This window comes from Ruegeria sp. HKCCD7251, assembly GCF_013031165.1.
Taxonomy (GTDB): Bacteria; Pseudomonadota; Alphaproteobacteria; order Rhodobacterales; family Rhodobacteraceae; genus Ruegeria.
Window position 1 is genome coordinate 219498 of record NZ_WPZC01000001.1, and the last position, 21768, is coordinate 241265.

20 protein-coding genes are annotated in these 21768 nt (G+C 57.7%); 11 read left to right on the top strand and 9 right to left on the bottom strand.

Annotated features, from left to right (window positions below):
• Positions 1–48: 48 nt before the first annotated feature.
• Complete coding sequence (locus tag GOX75_RS01090; RefSeq protein ID WP_171120504.1) at positions 49–1449, bottom strand: short-chain fatty acyl-CoA regulator family protein; 1401 nt, start codon at positions 1447–1449, stop codon at positions 49–51.
• 65 nt (positions 1450–1514) lie between these two features.
• Positions 1515–2720 carry a multidrug effflux MFS transporter gene (locus GOX75_RS01095; protein ID WP_171120507.1) on the bottom strand — a complete coding sequence of 402 codons (1206 nt, stop codon included), beginning with the start codon at positions 2718–2720 and terminating at the stop codon, positions 1515–1517.
• Positions 2721–2903: 183 nt separating this feature from the next.
• Here GOX75_RS01095 and GOX75_RS01100 point away from each other — a divergent pair, with 183 nt between their 5' ends.
• The 3 genes from GOX75_RS01100 (at position 2904) to GOX75_RS01110 (ending at position 5501) form a co-directional block, all read left to right on the top strand.
• The gene (locus tag GOX75_RS01100; protein ID WP_171120510.1) at positions 2904–4436 is read left to right on the top strand and encodes an acyl-CoA carboxylase subunit beta; all 1533 of its coding nucleotides are present in this window, start codon (positions 2904–2906) and stop codon (positions 4434–4436) included.
• Between the two features lie 101 nt (positions 4437–4537).
• Positions 4538–5023 carry a DUF6497 family protein gene (locus tag GOX75_RS01105; protein ID WP_254428663.1) on the top strand — a complete coding sequence of 162 codons (486 nt, stop codon included), beginning with the start codon at positions 4538–4540 and terminating at the stop codon, positions 5021–5023.
• A 124-nt stretch (positions 5024–5147) separates the two neighbouring features.
• Positions 5148–5501, top strand: a complete 354-nt coding sequence (locus GOX75_RS01110; RefSeq protein WP_171120512.1) for a hypothetical protein — start codon at positions 5148–5150, stop codon at positions 5499–5501.
• An 86-nt stretch (positions 5502–5587) separates the two neighbouring features.
• Here GOX75_RS01110 and GOX75_RS01115 read toward each other — a convergent pair whose 3' ends face one another.
• Positions 5588–6739: a DcaP family trimeric outer membrane transporter gene (locus GOX75_RS01115; RefSeq protein WP_171120514.1), complete on the bottom strand. Its 1152-nt coding sequence runs from the start codon at positions 6737–6739 to the stop codon at positions 5588–5590.
• A gap of 650 nt (positions 6740–7389) precedes the next feature.
• Between GOX75_RS01115 and GOX75_RS01120 the strand changes: the two genes are divergently transcribed.
• Together GOX75_RS01120 and GOX75_RS01125 are read left to right on the top strand one after the other, a co-directional pair.
• Entirely contained in the window at positions 7390–7593 is a 204-nt protein-coding gene (locus GOX75_RS01120; RefSeq protein ID WP_171120517.1) for a hypothetical protein, read from the top strand.
• A gap of 114 nt (positions 7594–7707) precedes the next feature.
• The gene (locus GOX75_RS01125) at positions 7708–9753 is read left to right on the top strand and encodes an acetyl/propionyl/methylcrotonyl-CoA carboxylase subunit alpha (RefSeq protein WP_171120519.1); all 2046 of its coding nucleotides are present in this window, start codon (positions 7708–7710) and stop codon (positions 9751–9753) included.
• Positions 9754–9829: 76 nt separating this feature from the next.
• On the opposite strand, the gene GOX75_RS01130 is transcribed toward GOX75_RS01125, so the two are convergent.
• On the bottom strand, positions 9830–10276 hold the full coding sequence (locus GOX75_RS01130) for a DUF4174 domain-containing protein (protein ID WP_171120521.1): 447 nt from the start codon (positions 10274–10276) through the stop codon (positions 9830–9832).
• A gap of 169 nt (positions 10277–10445) precedes the next feature.
• Here GOX75_RS01130 and scpA point away from each other — a divergent pair, with 169 nt between their 5' ends.
• The 6 genes from scpA to GOX75_RS01160 all read left to right on the top strand — a co-directional run bounded on the left by scpA (position 10446) and on the right by GOX75_RS01160 (position 15923).
• Positions 10446–12572: a methylmalonyl-CoA mutase gene (scpA, locus tag GOX75_RS01135; protein WP_171120524.1), complete on the top strand. Its 2127-nt coding sequence runs from the start codon at positions 10446–10448 to the stop codon at positions 12570–12572.
• 99 nt (positions 12573–12671) lie between these two features.
• Positions 12672–13274: a VOC family protein gene (locus GOX75_RS01140; RefSeq protein ID WP_171120526.1), complete on the top strand. Its 603-nt coding sequence runs from the start codon at positions 12672–12674 to the stop codon at positions 13272–13274.
• Positions 13271–13795, top strand: coding sequence for a GNAT family N-acetyltransferase (locus GOX75_RS01145; protein ID WP_171120529.1), 525 nt, complete (start codon positions 13271–13273; stop codon positions 13793–13795). Before GOX75_RS01140 ends, GOX75_RS01145 begins: the two co-directional genes overlap by 4 nt.
• Positions 13796–13804: 9 nt before the next feature.
• The gene (locus tag GOX75_RS01150; protein ID WP_171120531.1) at positions 13805–14485 is read left to right on the top strand and encodes a molecular chaperone DjiA; all 681 of its coding nucleotides are present in this window, start codon (positions 13805–13807) and stop codon (positions 14483–14485) included.
• Between the two features lie 5 nt (positions 14486–14490).
• On the top strand, positions 14491–15495 hold the full coding sequence (locus tag GOX75_RS01155) for an endonuclease/exonuclease/phosphatase family protein (RefSeq protein WP_171120534.1): 1005 nt from the start codon (positions 14491–14493) through the stop codon (positions 15493–15495).
• A 38-nt stretch (positions 15496–15533) separates the two neighbouring features.
• Positions 15534–15923, top strand: coding sequence for a hypothetical protein (locus tag GOX75_RS01160; protein WP_171120536.1), 390 nt, complete (start codon positions 15534–15536; stop codon positions 15921–15923).
• 3 nt (positions 15924–15926) lie between these two features.
• Here GOX75_RS01160 and GOX75_RS01165 read toward each other — a convergent pair whose 3' ends face one another.
• From GOX75_RS01165 to GOX75_RS01185, 5 genes are all read right to left on the bottom strand, one after another.
• Positions 15927–17471 carry a Ppx/GppA family phosphatase gene (locus GOX75_RS01165; RefSeq protein ID WP_171120539.1) on the bottom strand — a complete coding sequence of 515 codons (1545 nt, stop codon included), beginning with the start codon at positions 17469–17471 and terminating at the stop codon, positions 15927–15929.
• A gap of 49 nt (positions 17472–17520) precedes the next feature.
• Positions 17521–18210, bottom strand: a complete 690-nt coding sequence (locus tag GOX75_RS01170; protein ID WP_171120540.1) for a DnaA ATPase domain-containing protein — start codon at positions 18208–18210, stop codon at positions 17521–17523.
• Positions 18211–19293: an AI-2E family transporter gene (locus GOX75_RS01175; protein ID WP_171120541.1), complete on the bottom strand. Its 1083-nt coding sequence runs from the start codon at positions 19291–19293 to the stop codon at positions 18211–18213.
• Positions 19294–19384: 91 nt separating this feature from the next.
• The gene (locus GOX75_RS01180) at positions 19385–20359 is read right to left on the bottom strand and encodes an isopenicillin N synthase family oxygenase (protein ID WP_171120543.1); all 975 of its coding nucleotides are present in this window, start codon (positions 20357–20359) and stop codon (positions 19385–19387) included.
• On the bottom strand, positions 20359–21723 hold the full coding sequence (locus GOX75_RS01185; protein ID WP_171120544.1) for an FAD-dependent oxidoreductase: 1365 nt from the start codon (positions 21721–21723) through the stop codon (positions 20359–20361). Before GOX75_RS01185 ends, GOX75_RS01180 begins: the two co-directional genes overlap by 1 nt.
• Between the last annotated feature and the right edge of the window lie 45 nt (positions 21724–21768).

Consider the following 21768-nt stretch of genomic DNA (forward strand, 5'->3'; position numbering starts at 1 on the left):
TCGCGGCAGGCCGCGACTCCCCCGGGATATTTTCTTGCCAGGTGAAGATCAGGTGACTTCGTAGGGCAGCGTGCCACGTGAATGCGCGTCGATTGACAGACGGCGCTCCAGCGGTGGAACAGAGCGTTGATGGCAATTTTGACGTTCGCAGATGCGGCAGGATATGCCGATGGGTTCGTATGCGCTGGCGTTGTTGATATCCAGATTGTCTGCGTAAACCAGTGCCTCGGTATGGCGCACTTCACATCCAAGCGCTATGGCATAGCGGCGCACTGGCGCGCCAAACGATCCCCCCGATTTGGACACGTCCCGCGCAAGGGAGATATACTGGACGCCGTCTGGCGTTTCGGCAAGTTGTCTTAGGAAGTGGCCGGGCGTTTCAAAGGCACGGTGCACGTTCCACAGCGGACATGCGCCTCCGAACCGGGCAAATTGCAGTCGGGTGGCTGAGTGGCGTTTGGTAATCGTTCCGGCCTGATCCACACGTACGAAAAAGAACGGAATCCCCTTGGCTCCGGGGCGTTGTAGGGTGGAAAGTCGGTGGGCCACCTGTTCAATCGACGCGCCAAAACTGTTGCTGAGCAATTCCAGATCGTGCCTGTATTCCTGTGCCGCCGCTAGAAATTTGCTGTATGGCATCAGGGAGGCGCCCGCGAAGTAGTTGGCAAGACCGATTTTCGCGATTGCGCGGGCCTCGTCACTTTGAAATTTTGCAAAATCCAGTGTCGCTTCGAGCAGCTTGTCCTGGTCGATCAGGGCGACCTGCAGCAACAGTTGGAACACCTGTGTCTGGGGCGCAATGCGTGACGACAGGAAAAGCGTTTTACTGTCTGCGTCGTATTTCCGCGTTTCTGCGATATCCGGAAACTGAACTCTGATACCGCGCTCGCTCAGGCTTTCTATGGCTGCCGTGCGAATATTGCCGGCGTCTGGAGCCCGGCTGGAAAACCTCTCGGCGGCGCGGTCGACGGCGTCGATGTAGTTGTCGCAATAATGAAAGAAGTCACGAACTTCTTCCCAGGGACTTGCTTGTATCTGGGCGTCCTCACGCCCCAGCGCTTCGTCAAGCGACGCCAGTCTTTCGTGGGTCTGCCGGTACGTGCGGTGTAGCGCAATAAACGCACGAGCAAGTGCGGGCGCATTTGATGCCGTCAGGCGCAGGTCTGCCAGCGGAGGGGTCGCGTCATCGAACACAGGGTCTGCCAAAGCCTCCCGCATGTCCGAGACAAGCCGTTCGCTGTCACCTGTGCTGAGTTCGGTCACGTCCATTCCAAACTCTTGCGCCAGAGCCAGAACAACCGTCGTCGATATCGGGCGGTTGTTGTTCTCCATTTGGTTTAGGTATGGCAGCGAAACACCCAGTTTGGTTGCGAATTCCTTTTGAGTCAGCGCCAGACGTGTGCGCATTTCGCGCAGTTTCGCACCAGCATATAGCTTTTGGGTCGCCATGGTCTGCCTTTGCAACTTTTCTGTCGCGCTAGGCTAACTTTGCAAACTATTGGGTGCAAGCCGTCTTATAGGCCCAATTGCCGCTCGCGTCGGATCACCGTTGCGATTGCGCAAACCGCGAGTGCAGCGGTGGCGAGCATTAGCCACAACAAGGGCATCGCGCCGGTCTCATGCGTCAACAAGGTGCCAGCCAGTGCGCTAAGGCCAGCGCCGCCGCCGAGCATGATGGCACCGCTGAGGCCAGAGGCTGTGGCGGCCAAATGGGGGCGAACGGACAGGGCGCCCGAGGTGGCGTTCGGTATCGTCATGCCATTGCCAACACCGACGAAGGTCATGAAGCCAAAAAAGCTGACTGCAGTACCGAAACCGGCAAGGAACAGTATAGCGGACAGTAAGACTCCCGCGGCGTTCAATGCGCTCCCCCAAAGAACCATGCGGTTTACGCCAAATCGAACCGAATACCGCCCGCTGATAAAGTTCCCGAAGAAATACCCGATTGCGGGTGCGCCAAAGTAAATTCCAACCTCGGATGCGGTCAGGCCAAAAAGCTCGGTGCCGATAAAGGGCGCGCCGCCGAGATAGGCAAAAAAGGCACCTGATGACAGGGCCGATGACAACGAATATCCCCAGAACCGTGGCGACGTCAGCAACTCGGGGTATTCCTTGAATTGCTGTCCCAACGTTTTGCCGCTTTTGGCGCTGGTTTCGCCAAAGTCGAGATATACAAGCAGCAGAGTCAACGCGCCAAGGACGAATGGCAGCCAAAAGTTTGCCTTCCAGCCGAAGCTTTCTTCCAGAAGGCCACCGACTGCAGGACCGATCATGGGAACGACGGCCATCCCCATAGTGACATATCCGATCATCGAGGCGGCTTGATCCTGATCATAAAGGTCGCGCACGGCTGCACGGCTAAGCACCATTCCGACGACAATGACCGCCTGACACATGCGGAAGGCCAAGAAAACTTCGACATTGGGTGCGTAGATGCTGCCGAGTGTGGCAAGCAAGAACAAAGATAATCCCCAAAGCAGGACTGGCCTGCGACCGGCCTTGTCCGCGATCGGTCCAATCAGAATTTGCAGAACGGCGTTGACCAGCAAGTACAGGGCGATTGACAACTGCATGACCTTGTAGTCCGCGTTGAAATACAGCGCCATATTCGGAAGGCTGGGCAGGAACAGGTTCAGGCTTAGCGCAGACAGCCCCGACAAAAGGACGAGCGTTGTAATCGTGGGCGGCGAACGTCGCGTCGAGGGTGAACTGAACTGCATGGTTCACATGTATAGTGAGCGGCGTCGCAATTACCATCCGTCTTGCCGAACTCGATACAATATTAGCAAATTTACAATTTTCCGAAAGGATATTTCCAAAGATTTGCAAATTTGCCGAATGGTGCTTTGGTCCTTGGTGCGATGCGTATAGTGTCCCGACAAATTTTAGAGGGGATCATCGTCATGAAAGACATCCTGACCGAACTAGAAAGCCGCCGCAACGATGCCCGTCTAGGGGGCGGACAAAAACGTATCGACGCACAGCACGCAAGAGGCAAACTTACCGCGCGTGAGCGGATTGAGTTGCTGATGGACGAAGGCAGCTTTGAAGAATTCGACATGTTTGTCAGCCACCGTTGCACTGATTTCGGGATGGAGAACCAAAAGCCCGCTGGCGATGGTGTCGTGACCGGATGGGGCACGATTAATGGCCGCATGGTTTATGTGTTCAGTCAGGACTTTACCGTTTTTGGCGGATCCCTTTCGGAAACCCACGCGCAGAAAATCTGCAAGATCATGGACATGGCGATCCAGAACGGAGCACCTGTGATTGGTATCAATGACTCGGGTGGTGCGCGGATTCAGGAAGGCGTTGCGTCGCTGGCCGGTTATGCAGAAGTTTTCCAGCGCAACATCATGGCCTCGGGCGTGGTGCCGCAGATCAGCGTGATCATGGGGCCATGTGCAGGTGGTGCGGTCTACAGCCCGGCGATGACCGACTTTATCTTCATGGTCAAAGACACCTCCTACATGTTCGTGACAGGCCCCGACGTTGTGAAAACTGTCACCAACGAGGTCGTCACTGCCGAGGAATTGGGCGGTGCTTCGACCCACACCAAGAAATCCTCGGTCGCGGACGGAGCGTTCGAGAACGATGTTGAAGCGCTGGCCGAAGTTCGCCGCTTGGTTGACTTCCTGCCGCTGAACAACCGTGAAAAACCACCGGTCCGCCCCTTCTTTGACGAACCTGACCGGATTGAGGCTTCTCTGGACACGTTGATCCCAGATAATCCGAATACCCCCTATGACATGAAAGAACTCATCACCAAAGTGGCGGATGAGGGGGATTTCTACGAAATTCAGGAAGACTACGCCAAGAACATCATCACCGGCTTTATCCGCTTGGAAGGCCAGACCGTTGGTGTTGTCGCAAACCAGCCAATGGTTTTGGCAGGCTGTCTGGACATCGACAGTTCCCGCAAGGCGGCTCGGTTCGTGCGTTTCTGCGATTGCTTCGAAATTCCGATCCTGACGCTGGTTGATGTGCCGGGCTTCCTGCCGGGGACCAGTCAGGAATATGGCGGCGTCATCAAACACGGTGCAAAGCTGCTGTTTGCTTATGGTGAGGCGACCGTTCCGAAGGTTACCGTGATCACCCGCAAAGCCTATGGCGGGGCCTATGACGTTATGGCGTCCAAGCACCTGCGCGGGGACTTTAACTATGCGTGGCCGACTGCTGAGATCGCTGTGATGGGTGCCAAGGGCGCGACCGAGATCATTCACCGTGCCGATCTGGGGGATGCTGAGAAAATTGCACAGCATACGCAGGACTATGAAGACCGTTTTGCCAATCCCTTTGTCGCTGCTGAGCGTGGCTTCATTGACGAGGTGATCATGCCGCAGTCAACGCGCCGCCGCGTGTCCCGTGCCTTTGCCAGCCTGCGGAACAAGCAGCTCAAGAATCCGTGGAAAAAGCACGACAATATCCCGCTGTAAGGTATTGGTGCAGAACAGGTTGCTTGGTTCGAGGGCCGAACTTGAACCGGGCAACTAGGCTTAATGAAAGTCAAGTTTGACTTTGAGGTCAAAGCTGTTAAATGAATGTCCTTATCAGAAATAGGAAAGCGCGGGCCAAAAGCCATGCGCGCACGATCCCGGAGAGAGGAGCTTGCCATTGGCAGGTCTGGGGTCGTGCCTTTATTCTGACCCTTCTTGCGCAGCCCGCTACGACTTTTGCCGAGACTTCGGCGCTGTTGCCGGTCCCGTCAGGTCAGCCCGTACTCCTGCGCGATGTTCTTCTGGACAACAACCCCGGAGAGCTGTGGGTGCGGTTTCGGTTTATCGCGCCAAAGATCGGGTCTGATGTCGGGCGAATTGGCTATGACGTCGCTTCGGTTGATATGGAGCATCTATGTCAGACACTGGCTGTTGCCTACGTCGAGCAGTACGAGCTTGAGCCGGCTCGCGTCGTTATCTCCCTATCTGATCGTCCTACGGAATTTGGCCGCTCTGCTCCTGATGCCACGCAGTTTTTCGAGGCCTACCGGCTGGAACAGTCCCGGTGTATCTGGGAGGGGCTTTGACCATGATGACCGTGTGTAAACCAGTCAAAGCATTTCTGACCAGTAAAGACGCTATGGGGGTGTTTGAAATGGCTTCGTCCTGCAACGGATGTGCGTTTTGTTCTTATTTTCGCGAGGTGACAGCATGTTGAAACATCGCGGTTTCCCGGGCCGTCTGGCCGGAACGGATTTTCAGTTCACCATCCGTCGAGCCAATCCAAAGGGGGTGACCCCAATAACCTCCCGTGAACGGTTTCGTGACCGCAAACCGGCGGACAGGCGCGCAGATACAGCTTTCATGCAGGCGCTGTGGGAGCATTTCGGGGATCAACCATTTGAGCGTGGAAATCTGGATGCAGGGCGGCTGAGCTGGCTGTTCCAGCGCGAGGTGATCCCGGCCGAAGATCCGTTTGATCCCGCCAGCTATGATGCGCTTTTGGTGATTGACGTCGACGCTGCGCGGCAGTCATTTCCCGATATTTTCGATGGGGTGCGCTGAACGTGCCTTTGGCCGCCACATATCAGCGGACGTCAGGTCCTGACTGGTTGACCCCGCCCCGTGTGGGGCAGGGTCAGGTTCGTGCGTCAGAAGTTAAGCTGCGCGGCCACCTGAACACGGTTGGCGTCGAACGTCCGTCCGGTGGGGGCGTCGTTGCGTTCGCCAAAGATGTATTCGGCGCTCAGCGTCAGGTTGTCGGTCGCCTGATAGAAGGCGTTGACGTGGATCGTCTCAAGCTCGGTAAAGGCCAGCGTACCGGTCGAGGTCGCCAAGTCATAGTCTTCATAGCCGTAGGCGATGCCCACATTCCATTTGGGGTTCAGCTGCTGACGCAGTTCGACGGTGAATCCGTCGACGTCGTTCGCCTCGCCTCCGACGACCGCATCACCAAGGCCGATCAGCCACGGGCCAAGCGCCTCACCGGTGACGTAATTGACCTGGAACAGGCCGCCTTCCCACAAGCGCGCCGAACCCGACAGGGTCAGACCGGTCTGATCGACTTCGACACCGCCGCCCTCGGCCTTACCGTAAAGCAGGGCACCGCGCGCGATGAACCTGCCATCATTATACTCGGCCGAGGCCGTCAGGACCGGATCATCCGAATTCGAACCGCCGACATTTTCCTCGATGGACAGTGCGAATTCAGCGTTGCTGGAGAACGAATTGGTATAACGCACCTGCGGAACACGGGCGAAGGCAATACCAACCGGGCCGTTGAATTCGACCGAGGTCGGGTAGGTGTCCAGTGGCTGGAAGTTGGTCCAGAACTGACCGATCAACCATTGTTCGCCAATGCGGATGTTGGCGTGACGCAGGCGCAATTCGGCGGCACCTCCACCTGCGAACAGGTCAAGTTCCAGTTGCCCGCCGATATCGCCAATCGCGCTGGGCGTACTTGTCAGAAGCCCGAGTCGGGATTGCCGAACGGTTGCACCGAACGTCCCGCTGGTCGCGGCAGAGGGCTCACCCACGACGTTCACGAAGGCCGTGTCGCCCTGATCAAAGTCAAAGTCGTAGAAGAAATCAGCTTTGACATAGCCGTACAGGTCCAGGGTCGTGTTCCCAATCCGGAACTCGCCGGGGGTCGAGTTCGGATCCTGCGACTCCAGCGCCTCGACCCGGAGTCGCAGGTTCTCCAGTTCGGCCTGGGTTTCAGCATCTTGCGCCAAGGCCGGCACGCCAACCGCGCAGAGCGCGCTGGCAGCAAGCAGGCGAGCGTATTTACCCTTTGTTTTCATGGGGATAATTCCATGTATGCGAGTGTGCAGGGCCAAGGTTTCACGCAAGCTTTGCGGAGGGAAATCACCAAGTCGGGAGGATTTGGGCCGGATTTCTCATGCGACTGTGTTATTTCGCTCGCCGGCTTTCACGGCGGGGTGAACGCAAATACCAATGCGTTGCAAAACATGGGTTTTGTTATCTTCGCACCCGCAGCACGCCGTGAGGTCGATTTGGCGCGAAGTGTCGAATTGATAACTTTGTGTAACGGCTATGTGACGGCTAGCAGAGCGTCTGTGAACACATGTCTACAAATTCCCGTCGGCGCATATTTGCGCGAGGTTTCGATGTATGGGCAGGATTCAGCCGGAAAATCAAAAGGAAACGATGAGTGGTTGGCGGCCGAATTGGTGGCGTGCATGGTTGATAGGCCGTGCGGCTCTACTTTGCCTGCGCCGCACATGCACCTACTATTCCGTACCCCTTCCTTCCGCGGGCAGGCTTGTGAAACTCACAATTCCCTGCCCGCGTTTTTCTTTGCGCATGAATTGCGCAAAAAGCGGCATAATTCTGCGCAAACGCCAAATTTGATCCGCCTGATATTGAATAACAAGGCGCAAATCCGACATGTGCCCCCGAATGCATCAAATAACCTGAAGGGGCAGATAACATGCGAATTTCAAAAGTCGTCCTCGTATTGGCGACCTGTGCGGGCCTTACGGCCTGCGGTGAAAACACGGGCGAACAGGCGCTGCTTGGTGGCGGCGCGGGCGCGTTGGGCGCGGCCGTCCTCAGCGCCGACCCGTTTGTCGGGGCTGCGGTCGGTGCCGCAGGCAACGTGCTTTTCTGCAAAACACAAAGAAACTGCTACTAACGTAGTCTTCGGGGCGCGCGTCGCCTCGACCGTCATCGCGCATCACGCCGTCGTGGGGATTAGACCCTGCGGCGGCGTTTTGCGTTCCCAGAACACCAAGACAAAGGACGTCCCATGTTCAACAAGATCCTGATCGCCAACCGGGGCGAGATCGCCTGCCGGGTCATCAAGACCGCGCGTAAAATGGGTATTGGCACTGTCGCCATCTACTCGGACGCGGACAAGAACGCATTGCATGTGTCGATGGCGGATGAAGCTGTCCATATCGGCCCGCCCCCCGCGAACCAGTCCTATATCGTGATCGACAAGGTTATGGACGCGATCCGTCAAAGCGGCGCACAGGCGGTTCATCCCGGCTACGGCTTCCTGTCGGAAAACGCCAAATTCGCCGAGGCGTTGGAGGCCGAGGGCGTGGCCTTTGTTGGCCCCCCGGTCGGTGCGATTGAAAGCATGGGTGACAAGATCACCTCGAAGAAGATCGCTCAGGATGCAGGCGTTTCGACAGTGCCCGGCTATATGGGGCTGATCGAAGACGCCGATGAGGCGGTGAAGATTTCCAACGACATCGGCTATCCGGTAATGATCAAGGCCAGCGCCGGTGGCGGTGGTAAAGGCATGCGGATCGCGTGGAACGACGACGAAGCGCGCGAAGGCTTCCAATCCTCCAAGAATGAGGCTGCAAATTCCTTTGGCGACGACCGGATTTTCATTGAGAAATTCGTGACCCAGCCGCGCCATATCGAGATTCAGGTTCTGTGTGACAGCCACGGCAACGGCATTTACCTGGGCGAGCGCGAATGCTCGATCCAGCGCCGGAACCAGAAGGTTGTGGAAGAGGCTCCGTCGCCGTTCCTTGATCCCGAAACCCGCAAAGCGATGGGCGAACAGGCGGTCGCTTTGGCCAAGGCCGTGAACTATGCCAGCGCTGGGACAGTTGAATTCATCGTGGATGGGGAAAAGAACTTTTACTTTCTTGAGATGAACACCCGCCTGCAGGTGGAACACCCGGTGACCGAGCTAATTACCGGTGTCGATCTGGTGGAACAGATGATCCGTGTGGCGGCTGGTGAGAAACTGACCATTACCCAAGATGACGTGACCCTGACCGGCTGGGCGATTGAAAACCGCCTGTATGCCGAAGACCCGTATCGCGGGTTTTTGCCCTCGATTGGCCGTCTGACCCGGTATCGTCCGCCGATGGAAACGGCTGCTGGTCCCATGTTGGTGAACGGCAAGTGGCAAGGCGACGCGCCCGAAGGCGAGGCCGCGGTGCGTAACGATACCGGCGTTTATGAAGGCGGCGAGATCAGCATGTACTACGACCCGATGATCGCCAAGCTGTGTACCTGGGCCCCGACCCGCGATCAGGCGATCGAGGCGATGCGCGTGGCGCTGGACAGTTTTGAAGTCGAAGGCATCGGCCACAACCTGCCGTTCCTGTCTGCCGTGATGGATCACCCGAAATTCATTAGCGGCGACATGACCACCGCATTCATCGCCGAGGAATACCCCGAGGGGTTCGAAGGCGTGACCCTGCCCGAAGCGGACTTGCGTCGTATCGCAGCGTCTTGCGCGGCCATGTACCGTGTTGCTGAAATCCGCAGGACCCGAGTGTCGGGCCGTATGGATAACCACGAACGTAAGGTCGGCGCACATTGGAATGTCGCGCTGCAAGGGCACGAGTTTGACGTCAAGATCGAGGCCGACAAAGAGGGCGCGACTGTCGCCTTTACAGACGGAACGACGCTTCGCGTCGCTTCGGACTGGACGCCGGGTGATCAATTGGCCGTGCTGGATGTCGATGGTGATCCGCTGGTCATGAAGGTCGGAAAAATCTCGGGCGGGTTCCGCATCCGCAACCGGGGTGCGGACCTGAAAGTGCATGTGCGCCGCCCGCACCAGGCGGAATTGGCCAAGCTGATGCCTGAAAAGCTGCCGCCAGACACCTCGAAAATGCTGCTTTGCCCGATGCCCGGCCTGATCGTGAAGATCGACGTCGAAGTAGGTCAGGAAGTGCAGGAAGGTCAGGCCCTTTGCACCGTCGAGGCGATGAAGATGGAAAACATCCTGCGCGCCGAGAAGAAAGGCGTGGTCGCCAAGATCAACGCTGGTCCCGGCGACAGCCTTGCCGTGGACGATGTGATCATCGAGTTCGAGTGATCATGGTGGCGTTTTTGCCATATCCCTTTGTTGTCCCGGCGTTCTGTGCCGGGCGGCTTGGGTGTGGCGAAGACGCTCAACCGCCCTCGCGCCGTTCGCGAATTTCGCGTTCGCGTAAGGGGGTCTTGTCGATGGAGCGGCCAATCTCGCGCACGCTCCACGGGGACGGTTTGCGCAGTTTGACCACGCCGTCCTTGTCGACAAATACCATCTGGAACCCGCGCGGGCGCAACTGCGACCGGATCGGGGATCGGGCCGATGGGTCGGTGTCGGTCAATACCACGACGTCGCGGTCCCGCATGGCGGCTTCGCCCTCGACCAGCATGTCGATCTGCTGCTGGAAACGTGGATCCGCAGGGGTGTCGGCAAAGACGACGATGGGTCGGCTGACCCACAAAAACTCGCTGAGGTCGCTGTCACCAGCGGGGCGGACGAATTCGTCTTCGGCAGGTGCAGACCCGTCAGCGGCAAAGGCCGCCAGCGGGATTAGTGCCGAGAAAACAAGGGCAAGCGTTCGTGTCATTGGGCCTCCTGTCCCATCGAATATAGCCCCTGTGTCGATGAATGCGACCAGTGAAATGCACTGTGCGCTCAATTTGTTGCGCGCAGCCCGAATGGACCGGGCAATCCGAAACATAATTGCGGGCAGGTTCCTCTCTGCGCGCGATCCTAAATAGGAAAAGGAATTCGCCATGACCGATACCAAAGACTGGCAGGCGCTGGCCGAGAAAGAGCTGCGCGGTCGTCCGCTGGAAGACCTTACCAAGGAGACGCTTGAAGGCATCGACGTCAAACCTCTTTATACAGCCGAGGACACCGCCGATCTGCCGCATATGGGCACGCTGCCGGGATTCGGCCCGTTTACCCGGGGCGTGAAGGCCACGATGTACGCAGGTCGTCCGTGGACGATCCGCCAGTATGCTGGCTTTTCGACGGCTGAGGAATCGAATGCCTTTTATCGCCGCAATCTGGCCGCCGGTCAGCAGGGTGTGTCCGTAGCCTTCGATCTGGCTACGCACCGCGGCTATGACAGCGACCACCCGCGTGTGGTTGGCGACGTGGGTAAGGCTGGTGTTGCCATCGACAGCGTTGAAGATATGAAGATCCTGTTTGACGGTATCCCGTTGGACAAGGTCTCGGTCTCGATGACCATGAACGGTGCAGTGATCCCTATTTTGGCGAATTTCATTGTCGCCGGTGAGGAGCAGGGCCATGACAAATCCGTCCTGTCCGGCACCATTCAGAATGACATTCTGAAAGAGTTCATGGTGCGGAATACTTATATTTACCCGCCCGAGCCGTCGATGAAGATCATTTCGGACATTATCGACTATACCTCGAACGAGATGCCCAAGTTCAACTCGATCTCGATCTCGGGCTATCACATGCAAGAGGCTGGCGCGAACTTGGTGCAGGAACTGGCCTATACGCTTGCCGACGGCCGCGAATATGTCCGCGCCGCGACGCAAGCCGGTATGGACGTCGACAAGTTTGCGGGCCGTTTGTCGTTCTTCTTTGCCATCGGCATGAACTTCTTCATGGAAATCGCCAAACTGCGCGCCGCACGCACCCTCTGGCACCGTGTGATGACCGATTTTGGCGCGAAGTCTGAACGCTCCAAGATGCTGCGCACCCATTGCCAGACCTCGGGTGTGTCGTTGCAGGAACAAGACCCCTATAACAACGTGATCCGGACAGCGTATGAGGCGATGAGCGCGGTTCTGGGCGGTACCCAGTCGTTGCACACCAACGCGCTGGATGAGGCGATTGCCCTGCCCACCGATTTCTCAGCCCGCATTGCCCGGAACACGCAGCTTGTGCTGCAGGAAGAAACCGGCGTGACCGATGTGGTCGATCCGCTGGCGGGGTCCTATTACATCGAAAGCCTGACTAATGAACTGGTCGAAAAAGCCTGGGCCCTGATGGAAGAGGTCGAAGAGATGGGCGGCATGACCAAGGCCGTCGCTTCAGGCATGCCCAAGCTGCGGATCGAAGAAAGCGCCGCGCGCCGTCAGGCCATGATCGACCGGGGCGAAGAGGTGATCGTCGGTGTCAACAAGTACCGCAAGGAACAGGAAGACCCGATCGACATTCTGGACGTCGACAACGTCGCTGTGCGCGAAGCGCAGGTCGCACGTTTGGAGCGTATCCGCGCCACGCGCGACGAGGCCGCGTGCCAACAGGCGTTGGGCGCCCTGACCAAGGCCGCCCAAGAGGGCGGAAACCTGCTGGCTGCTGCGGTCGAAGCCGCGCGCGCCCGCGCATCCGTAGGAGAGATCAGCATGGCAATGGAAAAGGAATTCGGTCGCCACCGCGCCGAAGTGAAAACGCTGGCCGGTGTGTACGGAGCGGCCTATGAGGGTGACGAAGGCTTTGCCGCGATCCAGAAGTCCATCGAGGAATTCGCCGAGGCTGAAGGCCGCCGTCCGCGTTTGCTGGTGGTCAAGATGGGGCAGGACGGTCACGACCGGGGTGCCAAAGTGATCGCGACCGCCTTTGCCGATATCGGGTTTGACGTGGATGTTGGTCCACTATTCCAGACACCCGCCGAGGCGGCGCAGGACGCGGTAGACAATGACGTGCATGTGGTCGGTATTTCCTCGCAGGCAGCGGGGCATAAGACCCTCGCGCCGCAACTGGTGGAAGAGCTGAAAAAGGCTGGAGCCGAGGATATCATCGTGATTTGTGGCGGCGTGATTCCGCAGCAGGATTATCAGTTCCTCTATGATCACGGCGTCAAGGCGATCTTTGGTCCGGGGACAAACATCCCCGAGGCAGCGCAGGACATTCTGGGCCTGATCGGCAAGACCAAGGGATAATGCGGGTTTCCCGCCGAAACCTCTTGTGATCCCGCGTCTTTGACGGAAACATGCGACCAGATCCGCTTGGGTCTGGTCGTTTTTTGCAGGAGGGTGCGAATGTTGCTCGATCATCTGGCTGTTGCGGGTGAAACGCTTGAAGAAGCCGCTGCTCATGTCGAGCAGGCACTGGGTGTTTCCCTACAGGACGGCGGAAAGCATGAGAAATTCGGAACCTATAATCGGCTTCTGGGTCTGGCGGATGGTCTGTACCTTGAGGCGATCGCGATTGACCCGTCTGCACCTCGCCCCGAACGGACGCGCTGGTTTGACCTTGACCGGTTTCAGGGAAGCTCGCGACTGACAAACTGGATTTGTCGTGTCCCGAACATTGAAGCATCGCTGGATGTGTTCCCTGACGGCGTTGGGCACCCCATTGACCTGACCAGAGGCGCGCTGCGCTGGCGTATGGCTGTTCCCCCCAGCGGGCGGCTACCGTTTGACAATCTGTTTCCCGCGCTAATTCAATGGCACGGTGACCTGCACCCGGCGCAGATGCTGCAAGATAGGGGATGCCGTCTGCGGCAGTTGATTGTGTTCCATCCCGAAGCACTGGAGCTGGCAAAACTGCTGGGTGCTTTGGACCGCGTGGTATTTGATTCCGGCCCTGCCGCGATGCGTGCGGAATTCGAAACACCCCATGGTCTACGCGTGCTGGAATGATCATCCGTCAGGCAAAAGTCGCGGACGCTGATGCCATTGCTGAGATCACCAATCAGATCATTCGGGATACGCTTGTGACCTTTACCACAGCCGAGCGGGATGTAGGCAGCATAGCAAGCGACATCCAAGCCCGTGGACCCGCTTTTCTAGTGTCCGAGTTGGAAGGGCAGGTTGTGGGTTTTGCCACTTACGGCCTGTTTCGCTCAGGTCCCGGATACGCCCAATGCCGGGAACACTCTATCCAACTGTTGCCCATGGCGCGTGGGCATGGCACTGGTCGCGCGTTAATGGCCGCGCTAGAGGCCGTGGCAAGGGACGAGGGCGTTCATGTCTTGGTTGCAGGAATATCGTCGGTAAACCCGGCGGCAATTTCGTTTCACGCGGCCATCGGATTCGAAAAAGTTGGGTGCATGCCAGAAGTTGGGTCCAAGTGGGGCAAAAGGCTGGATCTTGTGCTGATGCAGAAAATTCTTGCCGCAGACCCATTGGTTGCACCTGACACCGGCGAATTGGGGCGCTAGGGTGCCCTCATGTCGATCTGGACCCGCATATCCGACGCGCTAAGCGCGCTTGCGCAGGGCGAAAGCCTGACCGCTGTTTTTGAAATTCTTCGCACACCGCCTGAACGGTCGGTCGCGTTTACTATTGCTGTTATTGCGCTGGGCGCAAAAATGGCCAAGGCCGATGGGCAGGTGACGCGGGACGAGGTCACAGCCTTTCGTGATGTGTTCCAAATCGCGCGCGAGGATGAAGCCGACGCCGCCCGCGTTTTCGACATGGCCCGAACCGACGTCGCTGGGTATCAGGAATACGCCCGCAAGATCGCCGGAATGTTTGCCGATGACAGCACCACGCTCTGCGATTTGATGGAAGGACTGTTCCATATCGCGATGGCTGACGGGTTCTATCACCCGAACGAAAATGAGTTTCTGGAAGAGGTTAGCCGTATATTCGGGCAGACTGAAGCCCAGTTTCTTGCGCTGAGGGAAAGGTTTGTACCGGATGCGCCCAAGGATCCCTATACGGTGCTGGGCGTTCCGCGCGACATGCCTTTGCCCGATATCCGCAAGGTCTGGCGGCAGTTGGTGCGCGAAACTCATCCCGATGCAATGATTTCCCGCGGGGTCCCAGAAGAAGCCATTCGCCTGGCCGAAAAGAAGATGATCGACATCAATCGCGCCTGGGATCAGATCAACGGCGCCCGAGCCTGATACCCATGCGGTTGGCGACCTACAATATCGAGTGGTTTGCCAATCTTTTCGATCGTAAAGACCGGTTGATCTGCGATGATACATGGTCAGGCAGACATGATGTCACGACCGCCCAGCAGGTCGAAGCGATTGCCAAGGTCCTGACCGCAGTAGACGCCGACGCCATTTTGATTGTCGAAGCACCGAATACCGGCAAAACTCAGAATACAGTCCGTGCCTTGCAGCGGTTTGCCGAGGATTTTGACCTTCGAACAAGTCATGCGGTCATGGGGTTTCCGAACAACACGCATCAGGAGCTGGCCTTGCTGTATGATCCGGCCTGTCTTTCGGTACGCCACGATCCGATCGGTGATGATGGCGCGCGATCGGATGCACCCCGTTTCGATTCGGTGTTTGAAATTGATCTCGATATCGACGCGACCGAGGATCAGGTTCAATTTTCAAAGCCTCCTATGGAGTTGGCCGTCAAAACTCCGGCCGGTGCTTTGTTTCGATTGATCGGAGCCCATTTGAAGTCCAAGGCCCCGCACGGGGCCGGCAGTCGGGATGAAGCGGTCCGAATTTCAATCGCCAATCGCCGCAAGCAACTTGCGCAGGCGGTTTGGTTAGCGCGGCGGATCAAGGCCCATATCGCCGATGACGAAGACGTCATTCTTTTGGGTGACCTGAACGACGGGCCGGGGCTTGATGAGTTTGAGAACCTGTTTGGGCGGTCTTCGGTCGAGATTCTGCTTGGGGCGGGGCTGTTCGATCCGAATGCAGCCACGGCATATGGGCCAGAGCCGGGCGTCGCCCCCTCGACCGCGCGTTTTCCAAGACCCAATACTGGCGGGCATCTTGAGGCGCTGCTGGACTACATCATGATCAGCGACAGATTGCGCGCGCACCGTCCCGAGTGGCGTATCTGGCACCCATTTCATGATCCGATCTGTAAAGCCCAAACAGACCTGCACGACGCGCTTTTGACAGCGTCGGATCATTTCCCGGTCACTTTGAATATAGACCTTTGATCTTTAATCAACTGCCTCAAACGCATATATCTTTTAGTATGAAAAACCTTGTTTCGATTTGTGCAGTCACACTGGCTCTGGCGACGCCTGCGTACGCAGAGGATGAAACCGGGCCGTCCTTGATGGAGCAGGGCGCAGAACTGTTCTTTGAAGGGCTGCGTCAGGAAATGGAACCGGCGCTGGAGGATTTGCTGGGATTGGCGGATCAGTTCGGTCCGGCCATGCAGTCGTTCTTTGAAGAAATGGGGCCGGCTTTGGCAGAGTTGGCGAGTGAGATTCAGGATTGGAGCGCATATGAAGCTCCGGAAATTCTGCCTAATGGTGATATCATCATCCGGAAAAAGCCGCCCGTGTCCGAAGATACTCCGGAACCAGAAATTGCCCCCGATCAATCCGAAGACCTACCCGAAGGCGCGACCGATATCTGAGCTTTAGCCTTTTGTGATGACGCGCGTGTCAGATTTCAGCGCGGACGCTAGCGAATTCAGCCGCGCTTCGGCAACTTCGTTGAACAGCAGACAGGCTGATTTCGGCAGATACAGATCTAGCTGCCGCTTTTTGGGATAGAACCGCAATGTTCCCATTTTTGCGTTGCTTTGCATCCAGAGCATTGCGCCAAACCGCATGGCCTTGCCCAAAATTTCGGCCTGTTTCTGGTCCTTCTCGTTCAGCAATTCATAAAGGGGCGCGAACCTGTTGCCTTCGCGCTTGTTGCGGTACCTATGCTGCAGCGCAAGGCCGATGAAAACGCGTTCAGAATGTTTCAGCCCGCCTAGATTGGCACGTGTAACATTGTCAAAACAGACTTCCGCCCGATAGTCGGGATGGGCGCGCCAGCTTACGTCATGCAGAAGGCACGCAGCCTTGATCAGCCTGACCTGTGCAGGGGGGGCCGATTTGAAAAGCGGCATCACAAAGTCAAAGAGGTGTTTGCCAAACCCCGGAAGACGCGCGTCCTTGGCCTCGGAAAACCGGCTGGCTTCAATGAGCGGGTCGCGGTCTCGTAAGACTTGCGGCATTTGCTCGTAAAGCAGGCCCTCACGGATGCCATAGCTGGAAATGGCGATGTCCTTGGGTTTGAATGTTCGAACCAGTCGCGCAAGCACGTCCATCGCATAGGGGATCAGAGACATCCGAGACCCCGAAACCCCGGCCAGGCTGCGCAGTTTCTCAGGGTCACCCTTTTCGATGAACTTAATGGTTTCGCGAACTTGCGACGTCGTCATGCGGTATTCGTGCAAGACGTTCAGCGGATACCCCCGGCGCAGCATGTCCAGACGTGCGAACGCCCGCCAACTGCCCCCGACCAGAAACAGACGGTCACGTTGCGGGCCCATCTGGGCGCGCAGGTCTTCCATTGTCTCTTTGATGTGGGCCTTGCGCGCGCGTCGACCGCCCTTGATATCCCTCAGTTTAAGCGGGCCAAGGGCCGAGGTGACACGTCGTCCGACCTCTCCTCCGCCGATTTCGGCCAACTCCATGGAAGATCCGCCAATGTCACAGATCAAACCATAGGCACCTGGCCACCCCAATAGGACACCCTGCGCAGACAGGCGCGCCTCTTCTTCGCCATCGATTACCGATACCGTCAGGCCAGTTTGGTCGTAAACCTCTGCGCAAAACTCAGGTCCGTCCTCGGCCTCGCGCACGGCGGCAGTGGCTACGACATGTAACCCCGGAAGGCCCAGATCATCGGCCAGTTGGTTGAACCTCTGCAAGGCAGACAGCGCACGCACGCGCCCACGCGGGTTCAGGCGACCGGTTTCAGAAAGGCCAGCGCCAAGTTCGCACATGACTTTTTCATTGTAGAAATACGCCGGAGATCGCGCGGCCCCGTCAAAGATCACCATCCTGACCGAGTTTGAGCCGACATCAACAACACCCACACGCGACAGGGCGCGGGCCTCGGGGTCATCGAACAGAGGTTTTCCGAAAGGCCCCCAGTCGGGGATGTCGGTTTCGACGGTCTGATCCATGTCTCTTCCAGATATTCCGGGCTTAGAATGCGAAATCGCCGTGTGCGGGTCAATTACCAGATTGGAATTCATCGCGCTCTGAACTTAGGACACGCACGGCCAAAGCCCGCGTAATTTCACGTTTTTCCGACAACGCCAATTGGTCCAGTTGCGCCACGACACTGGCGGCTGTCTCGAAGCGTCTGTCCATGTGCTTGACCAGATAGGCAATGACCTCGGGGCCGGGGTTCAGTTGCCTGTCGACAAATAGCTTGGCCAGGACCGCCCCCAACAGCGCGTCATCCGGCGGGTCTAGGGCGACATGATGCGCGCCTTCAATTCGGCTTTGCAGATCGGGCAGGGGCAATTCCCAGAACTTCGGAGCCATACGCCCTGTCATCAGCAGGGCATTTCCTTCGGCCAGAACCAGATTGTGCAGGTGAAACAGCGTTTTCTGCTGCTCGATATCACCAGCGATCATGGGCACATCTTCGACGGCTATCGCTGATTGGGCAAGGGTGGGCACGTCGTCGTGCGTGATGTCCTTCGCCTGTACAATGCGCCCGCCCGTTTCGGCAGCCCAGACATGGGCCAGATGCGTCTTGCCTGCCCCGGCGGGACCGCTGAGGACCAGCTTGTTTCCCGGCCATGACGTTGCCGAAATCATGGCAACGGCCAGCGCGTTTGCTGGGGAAACGAAAAAATCCTCTCGCCCCAGCGCGGTCTTGGCCGGAAGATCAAAGCTCAGTTGTTGGGCCATTTATTCGTCTTTCTGGTCAGCCTGTTCGGCGCTTTCTAAACCGGTGTATAGCCGGCTTTCCAGATAGATCGAGGTGGCAAACCGTGCCAGTACGCCCAACGCCGCCGCGACCGGGACGGCAATCAGCATGCCGACAAATCCGAACAAGGCCCCGAAGACTGACAAGGCCAGCAGCAACCACACCGGGTGCAGCCCGACTGAATTGCCGACCAATTTCGGGGTCAGAAAGTTGCCCTCGGTCACCTGACCCAACGCAAATATCCCGGCGACCAGGCCAATTTGCACCCAATCCCCCCAGAACTGAAACAGGGCCAATCCAATGGCCAGCATGCCGCCGATGAGCGCACCGAGATAGGGAATAAAGGTCACCAGCCCGGCGATGAATCCTACGATAAGGCCGAATTGCAATCCCACGGCCATCAGCGCAACGGCATAATATGTACCAAGGATCAGGCAGACCGTGCCCATGCCGCGCACGAACGAGGCAAGGACGTCGTCAATTTCCCCGGCAAGCCGTTTGATGGTGGGGGCATGATCGCGTGGCAGCAGTTCTCCGATACGGGCGACCATGCGATCCCAGTCCAGCAGCAGATAAACAGCAACAACCGGCACAATCACCAGCAGGACAACCACATTGATGGCCGAGCTGAACGATGCGGCGACAGACTGCAGCACGTCGCCGGACTTGGATTTCAGCGTTTCCCCCAACGATACAAGGAACTGATGCGAGCTGGATTCGCGGTCCAGAAGTGAGGGAAATTGTTGTTCGATGAAACCGCGCAGTTGCTTGATCAGGCTGGGCAGGACCTCGATCAATTCGATCAACTGCGTGACGAGCGCTGGCACGACCATCAGCACCATCAGGACAAAACCCAATACGCCAACGACCGTTATCAGTCCGGTTGCCGCGATCCGCGACAGGCCCCACCCCTCAAGCCGGTCGGCGACGGGATCCAGAAAATAAGCAATTGCACCACCGATTACAAAAGGCAGCAAAACGTCGCCAAGTGCCCATAACAGAAGCACAAAAATCGCCGCAGCAATGCCCCAGTATCTGAGTTGATCCTTCACGGGCAAAGCCATGCTCATCCCCTTTTTATCGGTTCTTGGACAAGTTATTGGCTTATGAACGCCTGCGATGCAAGCGTTTCATTTCTTTGGACTATTGGCGCGGTTAATCGCCTAGCGTGCCCAGTTCGGGCGTCTGATCGTGGGCCGTTTCGTCGGGCCAGTTGGTGCGCCAAATTTCAGCAGACCAATGGCCGCAATGGACCGAGGGACGATCAAAGCCGTCGACGGGGTCCAATAATGGCGAAACAACCACATCATGGCGTGGTACTGCGAAATAGGGGAACGAGTATCGCTCTTTTCCCGAGCGATTAACGACCCGGTGAGGCGTCGACTTAAGCCTGCCGCCTGACCACAGCTCCAGCATGTCGCCGATATTCACGATAAACCCATCCGGTGGGCAGTCCGGGGTGATCCATCCTCCGTCGCGGGTCTGCACCTCCAACCCGCCGACCGGATCTGGCGCGATGATCGTCAAGGCGTCAGTATCCTTGTGCGGATGAATGCCGTAACCGCCTTCGTCAGCGGCCTGTGGCGGATAGTGCAGTAGGGTCATATTGGTCATCGGAGTGTGAAATGCCTTGCGTAACACCTTGTCTTCCAATCCAAACCCCGCTTCTAGCGCGGCCAGCAATACGTCAGTGACATCATCCAGTTGGGCCCAATAGTCCAGAATGATCCCGCGGGCTTCTGGCACTTCCCTAGGCCAGATGTTGGGGCCATACAGACTGCATTCCGTCCGGACAGTTGCGTCAGGGGCAACGTCATAGTGCAGCTTATAGCCTTCGTATTTGTCTGCTTTGCCCGTCCCGTCATTTGGGGTGAAAAACCCCATGGGGATATATCCCCTGTAATTCTCGCGCGTGATCGCCTGATCCCATTTCGAGGTTTCTTCGACAGCAAAGATTTCCCGAACACAGGCACGTACGGTCTTTACGGTCTCGGGCTCAATTCCAGTGCCGGTGATGGACAGAAAACCGATGCCGGTGCAGGCGTCGATGACTCGATCCACTGTTTGCCCATAGAGCGGGTGGTCCGGTTCAAACAGCGGTGCGATGTCTATCGTCGGGATGTGATCCATCAGTGTATCCTGACGCCCTGGCGGTCCAGTTCCTTGTGAACGGGGGTCAGGTTCATGTCGTGAACGTCCTGATTGCTTTTCAGTGATAGCGCGGCGGCGATTCCCGCGCCTTGCCCCATAACGGCGCAGCACGCCATGTTGCGTGTAGCCGCATGTGCTACCTTGTCTGATCCGTGCGAACGCCCCGCGACCAGCAGGCCCTTGATCCCCTTGGGCAGCATGGACCGGTACGGTATCTGCATATACCGCCCCGTCGTTGGCAGGATCAGGATGCCGTACCCGTCGATGAATTCGGGGTAGATGCCGATGGTATCTTCGAACCGTCCCTGATGGCGGGCGTCATTCTCGGTCATGTTGTAGACCGCGTCGATCTTGCGAGTGTCGCGGATGCCGATGGTCATGCCGAAATTCCGCAGCCGGGCGTTTTCACATCCCGGCATGAAGCGCCGTAGCGCCTCGATGGCCAGCATGGATTGGCGACGGCCCTCGATCTCACCTTTAGTCAGGCTGTCGGGATCGGTGCCGTCAATCTCGGCCAGATGGATGAGGTTCATATAGGTCAGCTCACCCGTATCGTGCATCGCGCCCCACGTGCCCGCGATGGTGTTCAGATGCGGTGGGATCATCCCTGCATCAATCGCTTGCTGGAACGGTTTGTGAACGAAGGGCGAGAACATGTTGTCTTCTTTGCCCGAGGTCTCGATATTCCACTCACCGCCGCCGCCCCAGTCCTTGTAGGTCTGCGGATCGGCCTTCACGCCTTCCATAAAGGCGCGTTTGTCGACACCGGCCAGATGGAACATGACCGAGGCGGCCATCATATCCTCGCGCGCGGTTTTGTGGGTGGGGGAACCGGCGCGGTGGGCGACATCGGCGTCGCCGGTGGCGTCAATTACCACGCGGGCCAGAATCGCCTCGCGCCCGGCTTTGGATTCGGTGATGATTCCGGTGATCAGGTCTCCCTCCATGATGGGGGCGACGAACTGACGGTGCAGCATGGGGTGCACGCCCGCCTCTTCGACCAGTTTGTCAGCCACCAGCTTGAAGCCTTCGCTGTCCAGCTCATAGCTGAGTGACTGGCTTTCCGGCACTGCCGCGCCCATGTCCTTGGCTCGGGTCTCGAACTCCATACCGATACCGCCTGCCTCGACTGTTTGTTCATGGCGATACCACGCGAACCCCTCGACCCCCACGGCGGTGATATTGCCGCCCATGCAGCCGAACCGATCGACCAAAGATACTTCGGCTCCGGCACGCGCGGCGGCCAGCGCAGCGGCAAGCCCGGCAGGGCCGGAACCCACAACCAGGACATCCGTCTGGTGGACAACAGGAATTTGGCGGGCGGGTTCCGAGATTGTCTGCATCGCGGCCTCTTGCTTTTACATTCCCGTCACATTTGAGTTTCCTGA

Coding starts and splice junctions, on each gene's coding strand:
- GOX75_RS01090 (WP_171120504.1), bottom strand. CDS start 1,449: ATGGCGACCCAAAAGCTATATGCTGGTGCGAAACTGCGCGAAATGCGC.
- GOX75_RS01095 (WP_171120507.1), bottom strand. CDS start 2,720: ATGCAGTTCAGTTCACCCTCGACGCGACGTTCGCCGCCCACGATTACA.
- GOX75_RS01100 (WP_171120510.1), top strand. CDS start 2,904: ATGAAAGACATCCTGACCGAACTAGAAAGCCGCCGCAACGATGCCCGT.
- GOX75_RS01105 (WP_254428663.1), top strand. CDS start 4,538: ATGAATGTCCTTATCAGAAATAGGAAAGCGCGGGCCAAAAGCCATGCG.
- GOX75_RS01110 (WP_171120512.1), top strand. CDS start 5,148: ATGTTGAAACATCGCGGTTTCCCGGGCCGTCTGGCCGGAACGGATTTT.
- GOX75_RS01115 (WP_171120514.1), bottom strand. CDS start 6,739: ATGAAAACAAAGGGTAAATACGCTCGCCTGCTTGCTGCCAGCGCGCTC.
- GOX75_RS01120 (WP_171120517.1), top strand. CDS start 7,390: ATGCGAATTTCAAAAGTCGTCCTCGTATTGGCGACCTGTGCGGGCCTT.
- GOX75_RS01125 (WP_171120519.1), top strand. CDS start 7,708: ATGTTCAACAAGATCCTGATCGCCAACCGGGGCGAGATCGCCTGCCGG.
- GOX75_RS01130 (WP_171120521.1), bottom strand. CDS start 10,276: ATGACACGAACGCTTGCCCTTGTTTTCTCGGCACTAATCCCGCTGGCG.
- scpA (WP_171120524.1), top strand. CDS start 10,446: ATGACCGATACCAAAGACTGGCAGGCGCTGGCCGAGAAAGAGCTGCGC.
- GOX75_RS01140 (WP_171120526.1), top strand. CDS start 12,672: ATGTTGCTCGATCATCTGGCTGTTGCGGGTGAAACGCTTGAAGAAGCC.
- GOX75_RS01145 (WP_171120529.1), top strand. CDS start 13,271: ATGATCATCCGTCAGGCAAAAGTCGCGGACGCTGATGCCATTGCTGAG.
- GOX75_RS01150 (WP_171120531.1), top strand. CDS start 13,805: ATGTCGATCTGGACCCGCATATCCGACGCGCTAAGCGCGCTTGCGCAG.
- GOX75_RS01155 (WP_171120534.1), top strand. CDS start 14,491: ATGCGGTTGGCGACCTACAATATCGAGTGGTTTGCCAATCTTTTCGAT.
- GOX75_RS01160 (WP_171120536.1), top strand. CDS start 15,534: ATGAAAAACCTTGTTTCGATTTGTGCAGTCACACTGGCTCTGGCGACG.
- GOX75_RS01165 (WP_171120539.1), bottom strand. CDS start 17,471: ATGGATCAGACCGTCGAAACCGACATCCCCGACTGGGGGCCTTTCGGA.
- GOX75_RS01170 (WP_171120540.1), bottom strand. CDS start 18,210: ATGGCCCAACAACTGAGCTTTGATCTTCCGGCCAAGACCGCGCTGGGG.
- GOX75_RS01175 (WP_171120541.1), bottom strand. CDS start 19,293: ATGGCTTTGCCCGTGAAGGATCAACTCAGATACTGGGGCATTGCTGCG.
- GOX75_RS01180 (WP_171120543.1), bottom strand. CDS start 20,359: ATGGATCACATCCCGACGATAGACATCGCACCGCTGTTTGAACCGGAC.
- GOX75_RS01185 (WP_171120544.1), bottom strand. CDS start 21,723: ATGCAGACAATCTCGGAACCCGCCCGCCAAATTCCTGTTGTCCACCAG.